Source organism: Arthrobacter sp. MDT1-49-2, assembly GCF_059090185.1.
Window position 1 is genome coordinate 252,655 of the sequence record NZ_JBNHFK010000004.1, and the last position, 14,601, is coordinate 267,255.

The window sequence follows — 14,601 nt, forward strand, 5'->3', positions numbered from 1 at the left end:
AGCCGGCGGCGCACGGCACGCGGCGGACAGACGCCCGCGGTGGGTCCGCCGGGTGGTGCTTCTACTGTCGACCGCTGGTGTCCTGATCGCCATGGGCGCTGTGCTTCTGGCCCCCGGGCCCGTGGACCGGCCCGTCTACGGGACGGTGCTGCGCACCATCCGCCGGCTGCAGGAACACGGACTCCCAGACTGGGTGGACTACGCTGCCGCGGAAGCAGCGGCCAATGTGCTGCTCTTTATACCTTTAGGGCTCCTCGCTGCACTCCTGCTTAAACCGCGGCTCTGGTGGGCGGCGCTGCTGATGTGCATCGGCATCGCCGGAGGCGTCGAAATCTTCCAGGACCTGTTCCTCCCCCAGCGGCAAGGCGATATGCAGGACGTACTGAACAACGGAGTCGGAGCCGCGCTGGGCGTGGGGTTAGCAACTGCAGGACGCGGACTAGCTGCAGGGATACGGCGGATCCGTGCCTAGGTAACCTCAACGCTGCGGAATTCCACCGGACTGTCATCCGAATAGTTGCGGGTAAGGCTGAAGTATCCGCCGCGGTACTTGCGCGTTGAGGTGCTGCCCGACCAGCCGGCGCCGTCGAGCCGCGAATATCGGATGCTGTCCGGGTCAATGTCGATCTTGAACGACATCCACTCTCCAACCTTGACCGGCTGCGTATCCACCATGCCCAGGCGCAGTCCGCCGGACTCACCCGGGCTGCGCAGCAGCAGCGTCATCTCCCCGGTCAACCGCACCACCAGGTGGTAGCCGCCCACCTCGCTTGGTATCAGGACCCGGTAGGCGCGGTCATCGTCCTGTCCAAAGGCGATACCGGCGTGTAGAGCGTCATCGGGGGGCAGCGTCCGGGGCCAGCGCATGTCAAACCGGATACTGTAAATCTGCCTTTGCACCGGCCCCAGGGAACCCATCCGGTAGCTGCTGTTGGCGGCGGCGGACATCAGGAGGGTTCCTTCGGCAGTCTTCAATTCTGGCTGGAAGCCCCACCCCTGGCTCACCATCCACGGGAGGTCTCCGGCTGCCCGGGTCCCGTCAGCGAAACTGTCGGAGGTAGCAATCGGCTCGTCCGTGGAGAGATAGGGAAGGTTTGCGCACATAAGCCCGGACACCCCCAGTGCCAGGAGACGGTCGCGGAGTTCCCGCGTATGCACCTCCCAGCAGATCACAGGCTTACCGGTGGCCACCACCTCCGCCAGGGCGGTGTCGGAGGCCGCATGGTGCACACCAAGGAAGGTGAACCTGTCGGCGAGTTTCGGTACGAGGTCCAGTTGTTCCGCGGTGAAGTACCCCCAGCTGGAGTATCCGCGCTTGGATACGGCATCGATCTGCGCTGCTTCCGCCGATTGCTTCCAGATGAAATGGCTGCGAGATTCCGGATAGGTGTCCATAAGGTCCAGCAAAGCCGTGGCGTTGGTGCCTTGCTTGTCATCGATGAAGATCACGTGGGTGGCGGCGAAGGCATCCAGAACGTCTTTGAGCAGCGGGATTTTCTCTGTTGCCGTCTTGGGACCCAACCAGGCGCGGGCATCGACCCGCAGTTCCGACACCTCTGCGTAGGTGGAGTCCTTGATCACCAGCGTTCGCCCGGTAGTGCGTTCGGTGCTGAGGTCATGGTGGCAGACCAGCTGTCCGTCCGAGGTGGCGCTGACCGATACTTCGAGAGCCACCGCGCCGGCGTTGACCGATTCGCGGTACGCCGTCATGGTGTGTTCGGGCCAGTTGTCCCAGGATCCTCGGTGGGCCACCAGAAACGGGGTGGCGGCCAGCATGGACTCAATGGTGTGAACGGGCGCGGGCGCAGGTGTGCCGGTCAGCTCGTCGTCCGCTTCAACCCTTCCGGAGCAGCCGGCAAGGACAAGTCCCGCAGCGCCCAGAGTGAGTACTTCACGGCGGGTCAGTCCGGAGACCGGCAGCAGCCCCTGCCCGGGATCGCGCCGCGGATTCACGCGTTCAGGACTGCGTCCCCGGAACGACCGCCCTCCAATAGGGTCAGGGCTCGGCGCAGTACGGTGGAGGAGGTGGCCACTGTGTAGGGGAAATACACGACTTCAACCCCTATTCGAGCCATGTCCCGTTCCAATCGGTTTCCCTTGTCGGTGCCCCGCCAGTCATCGCCTTTGAAAAACACGTTGAAACCGACTTCCCGCCAGGTGTCCGCCTTATTCAGGTGCTCATCAACCACTACGCCGTCGACGTAGCGGACACTGCGCACGATCTCCAACCGCTCGGCAAGGGGGATAACCGGTGTGGTTCCCTTGAGCCGTCTGGTCATGTCGGTGGAGGCAACCCCTGCAATCAGGTAGTCGCACTGACTGCGGGCATGCTTCAACAGGTTCAGATGGCCGATGTGAAAGAGGTCGTAAACACCCGAGGCATAGCCGATCCGAACTGTCATTTTTGTACAACCCCCAGGCATGGTGTCAGTGAAGTATGGGTTTCATCTTTGACCCATTTCCTGAGGCCGGTAAAGCGAATTAATGACAATCGCGTAGGGGGCCGGCAAACACGAGTAAAGGCACCATAAGCCCGGGTACTCATGGCGCCGATTCGCGTAAACGCCACCGTGTGACGCGCAGAATCCCAAGGCTAGGCTTCCAAAGAGTTTCGGGCCTCAGGCCCGTCCCCAGTCCATGAGGCGGTACAACCGTGCGTAAGAAAATTGCGGCTATTTGTTCGGCTGCGGCAGTGGCAGCCGCGACGTTGATCGGCATGGCCGCTCCGGCCACCGCCCTGTCCCCGGGTGTGGCTTTTGCCGCGGTTGCCCTGCCCACGTGGCAGACCAACGGCATCGCCTGGGCCATGGCGGAAGCCAATGGCGTGATGTACGTGGGCGGTACGTTCACCCAGGTGCGGCCCCCGGGCACAGCCGCCGGCAACAGCCAGTCCCGGAGCGCAGTCAATTTCGCCGCCTTTGATGCCTACACAGGTACGCCCACCTCATGCTCCTTGTCCTTCACCGGCGGAACGGGAGCCACGGTGCGGGCCATGGATGTCTCCCCGGACGGCCGCCGGCTTTACGTCGGCGGGAATTTCACTACCGTCAACGGCGTCGCAGCGAACCGGCTGGCCGCCATCAACCTGCCCAACTGCACGGTGGACACCTCCTTCCGGCCCGGCACGGTGAGCAGCACGGTGAGGACTATCTCCGCAACTGCCGACGCCGTGTATTTCGGCGGAGACTTCACCACGGTCAATGGCAGCAGCCGCGCCCGCTTTGCTGCCGTCGGCACTTCGGGCACGCTGCTTCCGTGGGCGCCGGCGGCCGACGGCGTGGGCCGTGCCCTGGACGTCCCCGCAGGCCGGAACGTCGTCCTGATTTCCGGGGACTTCAGCACTGTCAACGGCGCCGATTCCCGGGCGATGGCGGTGGTGGACCGGGCCGCCGGCGCCAATGTGCGCACCTATCCATCAGCCGGCTACATTCCTGCCACGGCCGTGATCAAGGACGTCACCAGCGACGGCACCAGCTTCTACGTTGCAGGCGAGGGCATGGGCGGAAGATCCTTCGACGGACGGGCCCGGCTTTCCCTGGACAACAATTACGAGCAGATCTGGAAGGACACCTGCCAAGGCGCCACGCAGGCGGTGCTGCCCTATAAGGATGTCCTCTACTCCGGGCATCATGTCCACGACTGCTCCAGCATGGGCGGCTTTCCCGACGGCACCCGCAGGCACCTCTCCGCACAGGACATCGACAATCCGTATCCGTTCCTCGGCTGGAGTCCCGACACCAATGACGGCACCGGAGAGGGCCTGGGCCCGCGGGCATTGGAAACCACCAGCAGGGGCAGCGGCGATGTCCTGTGGGTCGCCGGCGAATTCACGACCGCCAACGGCACCGCGCAGCAGAGCCTGACCCGCTTCGGTCCCGGCCCGGCGTCCGCCGCGCCAGGCGCCCCGGCCAACGTCAGCGCGGTCAGCTTCACCGCCGGCCAGAACCAGGTTCGCTGGACGCAAAGCGTGGACAATGACGACTCCGCCCTCACGTACAGCATTTACCGCAACGGGAGCAGCACCGCTCTCGGCACCGTGACCGGCAGCTCCACCTGGTTCGATACACCCCAACTGTCCTTCACCGACCGCACGGCGGTGCCCGGCACCGCCTATACCTACCGGGTGCGGGCAAGCGACGGCGCCACTACCAGTGCGCTCTCCGCGCAGGTCGCCGTAACCACAGCCACGGCTACCCAGCCCTATCCTGCTGCAGTGCTCCGCGACGGCGCCTCCACCTACTGGCGGCTTGACGACAGCCGCGCCACTGCCCCTGCAGACACCTCTGCAGGCAACAACCGGGGCATCACCTTCGGCGGCCCTCTTCTGGCCGGCACAGAGGGCGCAGTTCCCGGCAGCACCGCAGGCGTGTTTGACGGCGTGGACGACCAGGTGTCCGGACAGCAGCGCTACGCGGCTCCCGCCACGTACACCGCCGAAGCCTGGTTCAAGACCGACACCGTCCGCGGCGGCAAGATCTTTGGCTTCGCTTCCGGCCAGCCCAACCGCCATGGCGATCGCAATTCCAGCGGCATGGTCGACCGTCACCTGTACATGACCACAGCCGGGACCCTGGCCTTCGGCGTCCTTAACGCGGCCAACACCCCGGTCAGCGTCAGCACCGCCAAGACCTACAACGACAACGCGTGGCACTACGCGGCGGCGGTGCAGACTGCTTCCGGCTTCACCCTCTATGTGGACGGCGCTGCCGTTGCCAACAGCCCCACACCGGCCGGACAAACCTACACCGGTTCCTGGCGGGTGGGCGGCGACAGCCTGACCACCTGGCCGGAACGTCCCGCCAGCAATTATCTGGCCGGGGCCATCGACGAATTCGCGGCATACCCCGTAGCGCTCAGTGCCGCCCAGGTGACGGCGCATTACACCGCCGGCGGAGGAAGTCCCGCCGAGCCGGAACCGGTGCCGGATACCACGGCGCCCAGCACCGTGTCCGGCCTGTCAGCCACGGTCAGCGGCAACGCGGCCGCACTCACTTGGAATGCCGCCTCCGACGACGTGGGCGTCACCGGGTACCGGGTTTTCCGCTCGGTAACGGGAGGTTTCACACCGTCGGACAGCAGCCTGCTGACTACTGCCCCGGGTTCCGCACTCTCCTACAGCGATGCGGATCTGGAGCCGGGCACCTATTACTACCGGGTTATCGCCGTCGATGCAGCGGGGAATACGGGTGGGGCGTCCGGCGAGGCAAGGGCCACTGTTGCCGGTCCCCCTCCCACCGAACCTGTGACCCTGTCCCTGTCCCCGGCCGCCGATACCTATGTGAACCAGGGTGCTCCCAATGCGGCGTATGGAACCTCTGCCTCCATGGCGTCGCGGGGATCGCTGGCCTACACCTCGTACCTGCGGTTCACGCCAGGCACCGGCGTTCCGTCAGGCATGCGGCTGCTGTCGGCCACCCTGCGGGTGTACACGACCTCCGACCCCTTGAGCAATTCCGTTGACCGTCACAGCATCCAGGCGGTGAACGGAGACTGGACGGAAACGGGTACCACCTACAACACCCGTCCGGCATTGGGCAGCACGGTCCTGGGCACCGTTTCGCCGACGGCAGCGAACACCGCCTACACCGTGGACCTGGACCCGGCAGCTGTCTCGGCGGCCCTGTCCGGGTCCGTTGACCTGGCTATCACCAGCGCAGGCACCGACAATGCCTGGTTCTACACCAAGGAAGCGTCCTCCACCCGCCGGCCGGTCCTGACATTGGTCTTCGGCCCCTAACCGTGCCCCCAAAGGGGCAGCACCCGTACTGCAGGTTTCTTCGAAAGAAAGCGCATTCCATGAAAACCGGTCTCAAACCATCCCTCCTGGTACTGCTGCTGTTGCCGGCACTGACTATGTCAGGATGCAGTTCTTCCGATCCTTCCCCCGAAGCGGCACCGTCGGTTTCGTCGTCGTCGTCGCCCGCTAAGGGAACCGGCGCTACCCCGACTCGCGCACCCGAAACGACCACGGCCGATGGCACCCCGGCAGCTCCGGACGCAGTAGTGGTGCAGTCGCCCCAGCCGGCACCGGAACCATCATTCGAGGCAAAGCAGGAGCAATATCTTCAGGACAAAGTGCCCGAAGGCACTGACCCCAACGCCGTGCTGCAGGTAGGCCAGGAACGCTGTGACCGGCTGCTGAGTGCCCGGGCGATTGATGAAGAGTCAGTTATCAGTGAACTCATCATCAGCCCGACGCCGGACACAGCGGATGCCGTCGCCGCGTTGTGCCCTGAGCTGCAGCCAACCTTGGAAAGGGCCGGCCTGGGCTTCCCCGATGGAGTTTTCTCTGTGGGAGAAGCTGCACCCCACGGCAAAGATCCCTCTATCGCCTCTGGAAGCTACCGCGTATACGGGCAGCCTGAGGGATGCCTCCTTACTGTCTACGCAGGCTCCGGGGAGCTCCTCCATTCTCATGACGGGTCCGCTCCGGTCACCATCGGCGCCGACGCTGCACGGGTGGAATCGGACCAGTGCTACACCTGGTTCCGTTCATGACTTTCACCTGCAGCTCCTATTTCAATTTCCGCCATCTGCCTATCCACGGGAAGGGGTAACCAATGGATATGCGCGAACAAATACTCATCCTTCGCCGCAATTGGATGCTCATAGTCTCATTTGCACTCATCGGGCTCATCACAGCCGGAACTATTTCCATGCTGATGCCCAAAACCTATACCGCCACCAGCAATCTGTTTGTCTCCACCCAGAATGTTCAAACCTCCGCCGAACTCCAGCAGGGCAGCGTCTTCTCCCTGAACCGGGTCGGGTCCTACGTGGAATTGGTAAGGATGCCCCAGGTCCTGAACCCGGTCATCGAAAACCTCGATTTGGACATGACCGCCCAGGAACTGGCTGACAAGGTGAAAGCAGGGACCTCGAAAAATACCGTGCTGATCGAAATCCAGGCGGTGGATTCCTCCCCCCAACGTGCGGCGGACATCGCCAACGGCGTGGTGGCCAGCCTGATCTCCTCAGTCGCCGATCTGGAGCGGCCCACCAACGGGCTGCCCTCCCCCATGCGCCTCACCTCTGTGGATACGGCCCAGCCGCCGGCATCCGCGTCCAGTCCCAAGATTCCGCTGAACCTGGCATTGGGACTGCTGTATGGACTCGCCCTCGGGCTGGTGGTGGCAGTTCTCCGCCATGTTCTTGACCGCCATGTGCGCACGGAGAGTGATCTGCGCAAGTCCACAGATCTGCCGCTACTGGGCGGGATTACCGAATCCGCGCGGCACACAGGTATGCCAGCCATCTTGGGGGGTTCCGGAACCGATGCCTTCCGGCAGCTGCGGACCAACCTTGAGTTTGCCGCCGTCGGACAGCAAATGAAGTCGCTGGTGGTTACGTCCTCACAGGCGGGCGAGGGCAAAAGCACGGTTGCCCTGAATCTCGCCCTGAGCATTGCGCAAAGCGGCCAGCGCGTGATCCTGGTTGACGCTGATCTGCGGCTTCCCTCGCTATCCGGCGCTACCGGCTTGGAAGGCAGCGTTGGCCTCACCACAGTGCTGATCGGACGCACCAGCTTGGCGGAAGCAACCCAGCATTGGGGTACCGGTGGCCTGTCCGTACTGACCTCAGGACCGCTGCCGCCAAACCCCACCGAGCTGCTCGGGTCTGATGCCATGCAGAAACTCATAGAACAACTCGAAGCAGAATACGACACGATCATTCTGGACGCTCCACCGGTGCTGCCTGTCGCCGATACTGCGATCCTCACCCGCCATACCGACGGCATCCTTCTTGTCGTCGGAGCCACCCGAGTCAGCCAGCACAACCTCTCCAAGACCGTCGAGCAGCTGAGTCTGGTGAACGCGAACGTGGTGGGAATGGTTCTGAACCGGATTCCGAGGTCCGGCCCCGATGCCAACTCGGCCTATCTGTCGGATTACGGCATAGCACCGCTGCCCGTTATGCGCGGCAAAGGCGGCGACCCGGCCTCCCCCGTGGCTGAAGCTGAAGCGGCCATTGTGCGGGACAGCCAGGGCAACAAAGCGTTCAGCAAGGGATAGAGCACCACTGACCGGTCCCGGGCCGGCCCGTTTAGGGCTCCGGGGCTGACCTGCCAGCGAAAAGGCCTTCCGGGCGGTGCGCAGATGGTAAAGCGCATCAACGGAAGGCCTTTTGCGTGCCCGCGGCTATTCCGCGGGCACGAAAGCGTCCGCGGCACGGCGGGAACGGACCCGCCCCGCTCGTACGGCAGCCAGGCCGCACGCTGCTGCAACTGCGACCGAACCGGTAAAGCCCCACGCCGAGGCGGCAGTGGATCCGCCCAGTGCCAGCGCCAGCGGCAATACAAGAGTCAGGGCAGCCAGCACCCCGCGCATCAGCGTGGACAACCGGTTGAGCTGGGCGGCCCGGAAATAGGCAAGAAGGACCGTGTACGGGACCATGGCCAGGTACTGGACCGCGTACGGCCAGCGCAGCTCCGAGGCGTTGCGCCAGGTATCTCCCAGCACGAACTCGCCGGCCGCTGCCGGGAGCATCAACACGGCAGCACCCCACCCCAGGCACAAAACCAGTACCAGGACGAAGGTCTCGAGCAGCCTGCTGCGGAACGCACCGGTCCCCCGGGTCCGGACCAACTCGGGAATGACTGCCGTCTTGATCGCGCCGAACACCGTATTCAGGGGCGAAAAAAGCAGTTGCGCCGCCCTGAGCGCACCCACCCCCGCTGCTCCCAGCGGAAACACGAGAAAATACAGCACACCAAACGTGGAGGCGTTAAGCGCCGCAAATTCGGCAAGGTAACGGAAAGCGAAGTCCCTGTTGAGCAGCAGCCAGCGGACACCGGCAGGAACAGCCGGGACGCTGCGTGCCAGGATCAGGCCGGCCGCGAACGCCGTCGCTGCACCTGCACCCCACCACGCCAGGACCACCCACAGCGCACTGCCGGACCGGGCAGCCACCAGCATTGCGGTGATGGACCCAACCGCCCACAGTCCGTCGACCAGCAATGCCAGCGCCGGCCGCCCCTGGCAGATGAACAGGTACCTGATGCTGTCCTGCAGCAGCACAAACGGTGATGCCGCGGCCATCACCAGCCACAGGAGGGAAGTCTCTGTGCCGGAGAGCACCGCTCCGGCCAGCAAAAGCGCCATGGTGGGAACAGCTACGAGCAGGCTGGCGCCCAAGCTTGCCGAGGCAACGTCCCGGGTCAGTCTGCCGGTCTGGGAATACCGCACGAGCAGTGTCTCCCCCACCAGGGCCCGCTGGGCGCCCAGGAACAACAACAGTCCGGCATAGGCCAGCGAGAACTGACCGAATTCGGCTGCGCCTGCCACATTGGCCGCAACCGCCACCGCCACAAAGTTGGAAACGCTGGAGACGCCCTGGTCCGCGAAGGTGACCAGCCGGCGGAATCCCCCCACCTAACCCAGCGCCAGTAGCTCGGAACGCCACTTCGGCAGGAACGCCGCACACATCAGCACATGTGCGGCCGCCAGTACCAGATATGCCGTCAGGAACGCCCGGGGCCAGGGCAGCAGCAGAAAAATAAGACAGGTTATCCCGTAATCCACCGGCAGCGTTACGGCCGACCGCAGCAACATCCGGCGGCTGCCCGTCCGGGCTGCGTCCCCGGCTGGCTCCCGGCCGACGGCGACGGGCGCCGGTGCAGGCGCCGCAGGTGCAGCCGCGGCGCCCGAAGGCGCTTGGGTCCCCGAATGCGATCCGGCAGCCTTCCGTGCATGCGTATTTTTCCGCAGCTGGTCCAGCAGGGCACCGCCGAAGAAAATGCAGGAACTGGCAAGCATGAACAGTCCGCACGCAGCGGCCAGCAGAACGTGGTCGTAGTCCGTGGTGCGGGCGAGGAAGCAAAACGCCGCCACATGCATGACGGTAATCCTGCCGTTGTCCAACGCATGGTCGAGCCACTCGCCGAAGGCGGAGCTGGTTCCCTGCAGACGTGCCAGCTGCCCGTCAGCCGAATCAAGGACATACCCCAGCGCCAGCAGCACGCCGGCCAATGCCGACGAGACGTGGTCCCCGGCGCCGAAAGCCAGCCAGATCAGGGAGCCGTAGGTGAGCACCGCGCCGGCGAAGGTGACGTGGTTGGGTGTCACCTGCGTATGCCTCAGTGCCGCTGCCACGGCCCGCCCGGCCGGCCGGTTGACGTACAGCAGGTACAGGGGAACACCCTTGCGGGTTTTCTGCGCCTGCTTGAGCTGGTTGAACGAGTCGCGGAAGGTGGCCCGGGTCTGCGGGAGGGTTTGACTCATGGTTGGAGCCTTTCTCGCCGGTTGGAGACAGCTGTAAGGATCAGGATTGAAAGTAAGAGGATCATCAGCCTGCCCATGGACTGGAGCAGCGATCCGCGCAGGAGAATGAAGAGATATCCGGAAAAAATGGAAATGCCCAGGTATCCGACCGATCCCTTGCTCAGGATCTCCGCCCTGAACCCCGAATCCAAGCGCCGCGAGAGCATGCCGAGCCCGGCGAATACCAGGATCACTCCCGCCAACCCGAAGTTGATCCATGCTTCGGCCCACAGTGGTGCCGAAAGGTTGAGGTTGACGCTGTTCATCCATTGGCCCACTTCAACGCCGGTGTCCAGCGGTTTGCCGGGCCAGACGACGCGCGGCACCCAGAACAGCAGTGGTCCCAGTGCCTGCATGCCCCAGGACAGACCGTGGCCATCGGTGTAGGCCAGGGTGTTGGCGAGCATGGTGAACTGGTCGTAATCCTTGGTGGCGATGGTCATCCACACCGAGTCCAGGTTCACCGGAATGCCCTGTCCATCCGCCCGGCGGGTAATGTCCGACAAAGGAAAAACGACGATGGACACTATGATTCCCCCGATTACCGCAGCGTTGAATAATCCCTTCCGCCCGCGGATCAGTGGCAGCATCAGGCCGAAGAGCACCGCGAGAGCCCAGTAACGGGAATTCGATATGGGGTTGTTGACCACAATGTTCATCACCACCAGGGCAGCCATAAGGAGACCGTCCACCGCGGCCAGTCTGCGGTCCCGGGTACGCCAGATATGAAGATAGAAGATCAGCGCGGTCAGGCACCCCACCGAACCGGCAGAGGAAATGATGGCGCGCAGGGCGTGCCCACTGTCCGGACTGATGTCCCCGAGCGCTTCGCCCGTTTCCTGCCGGCTGAGGAAAAACACCGACGGACCGCCCGCTTGGACGATGTACACCAGTGCCGCCATCACCGCCGCTACCGAGAAGACACGCAGAACGTCCATGCTGCGCAGCGTCCGGAACCGCAGATGCGGTTCGCGTCCGCTCGCCCGCAGCCGTAGGTGGTAGGCCAGATCAAAACAAATGCATCCCGTCAGCGTGATCAGGCTGGCTGTCGTGAGCGCAGCTTCGTCCACCTGCACGGCCACTGCTGTGGAACGGCCGGTGGTCAGTTGGGCCAGCGGTGCAAGTCCCATGCCGGTGTAAACGAAAATCCAAAACACTCCGGCGACAGGGCGTATGTCGCTATGCCATAACAACAGGGCCAGTTTCACAGCCGCATACAGTGCCACCGCGTAGCGGATCAGGAAATCGGTGTCGTCGAAGTAGACCGCGCGGGCGTCCCGGATCTCCAAGGGAAAGACCACGGCGAACAATAGGAAGGCCACCAGAGCGACGGCGGAACGGACACCGGGCCGCATCTCGCCCCCGGGGTCTTTGGCGGCCGGGGCACCCCGCCGCGCCGCCGGAGCTATCCTCATGACCGCCCCGCGTTTGGCTGAATGGGGACAGCGGGCTTACGGGTTTCGAAACGGCGTTCTGCCGTGAGTACCTCCAGGCAGAGTTTGCGGAGTTCCTCGGCCAGCCGCTCGGCCGACCACAGCCGCTCATGCAGCCGGCGTGCATTGGCTCCCAGCTCAGCCCGGCGGTCCGCATCGGCGGCGACACTGAGCATGGCCTGGCAAAAGGCGCCTACCGTGGGTTCTGCCAGCACGGCTGCATCCCCCTCGTAAAGATCATCCGCGAGGCCGCACTCGGAGGTGACGATCAGCGGGGTTCCCAACGCCGCTGCCTCAATGACCGCCATGGGATACGGCTCTTTCAGGGCCGGCAGCACAAACGCCGTGCAGGCGGTCATGGCCTCCTGCACCTGCTCCGGAGACAGTTCCCCTGACAGTTCGAACCGGTCCGCATGCGCCGAATCGGCGATCATGCTCCGGACCCGGGCAGCCTCACCCTGGTCGGGGCCGGCAAGGACAAAGCGGGCGTCCAGGCCGCGGTCAAGCGCCTCCAAAGCTGCCTGGACAAACACCGCGGGTTGTTTCCGGGGAGCCAGCCTCGCAGCGAATAGAAACACCTGCTGCTCCTGATCCGCCCAGCTGCGGCCGGACGTGATCGTTGCATTGACTACCCGGCGCATGCGCACCGGATCAACGCCCAGTTGTTGCAGGCCGCGCTCCTCCTCCTCGGTCAACGTCAGCCAGAGGCGGGGGATGCGGATCAGCCAACGCGTGACGGCGGCGTCGTAGATCCGGACCGGCAGCGAGCGCGATGGCGCCAGCATTCCGTGGGACTGCGCAATCACCGGAGTGTCGCTCCTGCGGAGCAGGACCGTAGCGGCGGTGGTGATGAAATCACGGCACAGATGCACCTGGACCACGTCGGCAGAGACGGCGCGTGCCGCAACGTAGCGGGGCAGACGCAGACTTACCAGTCCACGCAGCCGGGCTCCCGGGAACGGCCGCCGTACCCGGAACAGTGTCACCGGGTTCCCGCCGTTCGCCGTCTTATCGGCCTGGGGTACCTTGCCGAGCCATCCGCCCACCAGGTCGACGGTTTCGCCAAGGCCAGCCAGGGCTGCCCTCTGGGTCCGGGCAACCGCCCAGACGCCACCCGCAGCTGCCCCCGGACCGGCCAGCCCGCCGACCTGCAGGATGTTGAGGCCGCTGTGACGCCTGCCTTCCGCGTTATCCATGGTTCGCAGCCTGCTCGCGCTGCAGTTCACGGGACTTCAGTCCAATCTGCCAGTAGTACATGGACAAACCCAGCGCATAGTCGAAGCCTGCCCTGCCGTCCAGGAAGCCCCGGCGAACCACGTAGCTGTAGAGGAAGAACACCAGCGGCTTCAGCGGGAGTGCATCAAATCGGCGCCCCTGGCTGCTTTTGGACGCGCGAACGCTGCTCCGGGTTTCAGCATGGGTACGGATCGAGGCTTCCCAATCCGAATAGAGATTGTGCCGGTCGAACCAGGTCCTGACCGGATCGAGGTCGTTGTGGGCCAGCTTGCCGGTGGTCCTTCCGACGGGGCCGTGCGCTTCCGGCTGGTAGTGCGCCTCCAGTTCACCCATGCCGGGAAAATGCAGCAGGTCTATGTCAGGGTAGGAGTTCATTCCCCGCCGGAGGAAAGTCCGTTTCACTACGCGGTGACCATGCTTCAGCTCCGCACCCGCAAAGTGGTAGGCCACGGGCACGTCAAAGGCGACCCGGGGTTCGGCAGGGTCTTCGGCTATGGACCGGAGTTCGGCGGCCAGTTCCGGCGTAGGGAATTCGTCTGCGTCCATCACGAGCAACCACTCGTTGCGGGTGTCCACTTGGCTGATCATCCACTGTTTTTTCTGCGGGAACCGGCCATCCCACGTGAAGTTTATGACCGAAGCACCGGCTTCCTTGGCAAGTTCAGCGGTGCGGTCGGTGCTGTTGGAATCAACAACGATAACCTCATCGAATTCTGTAAGTCCGGCCAAGCAGCTGACAATTCCGTTTTCCTCGTTTTTTGTTTGAATCAAGACAGTAACGGGTATTTTCTTCACGTAGTTTCCCCCCTGAAATAAGTATTATGTTGTTTACGGAAGCGTTTATTCCGGGACGCCGCTCGACTAACCTTTAGGAATGCCGACCCGACGCGAGCACCACCGAATCACACCTTTCATTCGCAGGTGGCCCCGAATTCTTGGCTTTCTGGTCCTCGTCACCGCCGCGGGGGTGCTGACGTTTTATTCGCTGTCCCAGTCGCCGGAGGCCAGTGGCAGCCCGCGACCCGCCGGCACTGCGCAGCCCGTGACGGAGCAGGTTCCCCAGGTCGATATCCTCGGTGACTCCTACGTGGGCGGCTCCGCCGAGGGCGGCACCGGAGCCGCCAACTGGACCCGGCTGGTCGGCAGTCGCTTTTACGACCAGGGCGACCGGATCGAGCTGAATGTGATCGCGCAGCCCGGGTCCGGTTATCTCGCCCGCGGCACCACTGGCCTGGTTTTCCGCGAGGCGGCCACGCTTCGGCTGCGCCCCACCGCCGATGTCGTGTTGGTCTTCGGCAGCCGCAACGACGGCCGGCAGGACGGGGACGCCATGTACAGCGCCGCACAGTCCCTCTATGCCGATATCCACGAACTTGCCCCGGAGGCGAAGATTGTTGTTGTCGGACCCGTGTGGGTGGACGGCAACGTTCCCGACTTCATCACTACCAACAATGAGGCGATGGCCCGGGCCGCTTCCGAAGCGGACGTCGTCTATATCAACGCCCTCGCTGAGGGCTGGTTTGCCGGCCCTGAAGAGGGGCTGATCGGCATGGACGGGATCCATCCCACCGACCAGGGCCATGCCTACCTTGCCTCGAAAATCTTCCCGCTTCTCAAGGGCCTTATCCAGGACTCTGCACAGGCCGGGTAGGCACGTTTGCTGAGCACCCTCC

The 14,601-nt window shown here is 64.1% G+C and carries 12 protein-coding genes; 5 read left to right on the forward strand and 7 right to left on the reverse strand.

Going from position 1 to position 14,601, the window contains the following annotated elements:
- Positions 1-91: 91 nt before the first annotated feature.
- A complete protein-coding gene (locus AC5RTS_RS07945; protein ID WP_493991516.1) occupies positions 92-472 on the forward strand; it encodes a VanZ family protein in 381 nt (126 codons plus the stop codon).
- Here the strand turns inward: AC5RTS_RS07945 and AC5RTS_RS07950 are convergent.
- Positions 469-1,953 (reverse strand): glycerophosphodiester phosphodiesterase, encoded by a 1,485-nt coding sequence (locus tag AC5RTS_RS07950; RefSeq protein WP_493991517.1) that lies wholly within the window; start codon positions 1,951-1,953, stop codon positions 469-471. The two genes, AC5RTS_RS07945 and AC5RTS_RS07950, sit on opposite strands and share 4 nt — an antisense overlap.
- Positions 1,950-2,402, reverse strand: coding sequence for an FAD synthase family protein (locus AC5RTS_RS07955; protein ID WP_493991518.1), 453 nt, complete (start codon positions 2,400-2,402; stop codon positions 1,950-1,952). Before AC5RTS_RS07955 ends, AC5RTS_RS07950 begins: the two co-directional genes overlap by 4 nt.
- A 251-nt stretch (positions 2,403-2,653) precedes the next feature.
- On the opposite strand from AC5RTS_RS07955, the gene AC5RTS_RS07960 reads away from it, so the two are divergent.
- From AC5RTS_RS07960 to AC5RTS_RS07970, 3 genes are all read left to right on the forward strand, one after another.
- Complete coding sequence (locus tag AC5RTS_RS07960; RefSeq protein ID WP_493991519.1) at positions 2,654-5,737, forward strand: CBM96 family carbohydrate-binding protein; 3,084 nt, start codon at positions 2,654-2,656, stop codon at positions 5,735-5,737.
- Positions 5,738-5,796: 59 nt separating this feature from the next.
- Positions 5,797-6,498, forward strand: coding sequence for a hypothetical protein (locus AC5RTS_RS07965; RefSeq protein ID WP_493991520.1), 702 nt, complete (start codon positions 5,797-5,799; stop codon positions 6,496-6,498).
- Between the two features lie 68 nt (positions 6,499-6,566).
- Positions 6,567-8,012, forward strand: a complete 1,446-nt coding sequence (locus AC5RTS_RS07970; RefSeq protein WP_493991521.1) for a tyrosine-protein kinase domain-containing protein — start codon at positions 6,567-6,569, stop codon at positions 8,010-8,012.
- A 126-nt stretch (positions 8,013-8,138) separates the two neighbouring features.
- Here the strand turns inward: AC5RTS_RS07970 and AC5RTS_RS07975 are convergent, their stop codons facing one another.
- Genes AC5RTS_RS07975 through AC5RTS_RS07995 form a run of 5 tightly spaced genes read right to left on the reverse strand, consistent with a single transcriptional unit; the run spans position 8,139 to position 13,723 of the window.
- On the reverse strand, positions 8,139-9,371 hold the full coding sequence (locus tag AC5RTS_RS07975) for an MATE family efflux transporter (RefSeq protein ID WP_493991522.1): 1,233 nt from the start codon (positions 9,369-9,371) through the stop codon (positions 8,139-8,141).
- Positions 9,372-10,220, reverse strand: coding sequence for a CDP-alcohol phosphatidyltransferase family protein (locus AC5RTS_RS07980; protein WP_493991523.1), 849 nt, complete (start codon positions 10,218-10,220; stop codon positions 9,372-9,374).
- Complete coding sequence (locus AC5RTS_RS07985) at positions 10,217-11,674, reverse strand: O-antigen polymerase (RefSeq protein ID WP_493991524.1); 1,458 nt, start codon at positions 11,672-11,674, stop codon at positions 10,217-10,219. The genes AC5RTS_RS07980 and AC5RTS_RS07985 overlap by 4 nt, the downstream gene beginning before the upstream one ends.
- Positions 11,671-12,888: a glycosyltransferase family 4 protein gene (locus AC5RTS_RS07990; protein WP_493991525.1), complete on the reverse strand. Its 1,218-nt coding sequence runs from the start codon at positions 12,886-12,888 to the stop codon at positions 11,671-11,673. The genes AC5RTS_RS07985 and AC5RTS_RS07990 overlap by 4 nt, the downstream gene beginning before the upstream one ends.
- Entirely contained in the window at positions 12,881-13,723 is an 843-nt protein-coding gene (locus AC5RTS_RS07995; RefSeq protein WP_493991526.1) for a glycosyltransferase family 2 protein, read from the reverse strand. Before AC5RTS_RS07995 ends, AC5RTS_RS07990 begins: the two co-directional genes overlap by 8 nt.
- A 247-nt stretch (positions 13,724-13,970) precedes the next feature.
- Here AC5RTS_RS07995 and AC5RTS_RS08000 point away from each other — a divergent pair, with 247 nt between their 5' ends.
- Positions 13,971-14,579 (forward strand): SGNH/GDSL hydrolase family protein, encoded by a 609-nt coding sequence (locus tag AC5RTS_RS08000; RefSeq protein ID WP_493991527.1) that lies wholly within the window; start codon positions 13,971-13,973, stop codon positions 14,577-14,579.
- Positions 14,580-14,601: the final 22 nt, after the last annotated feature.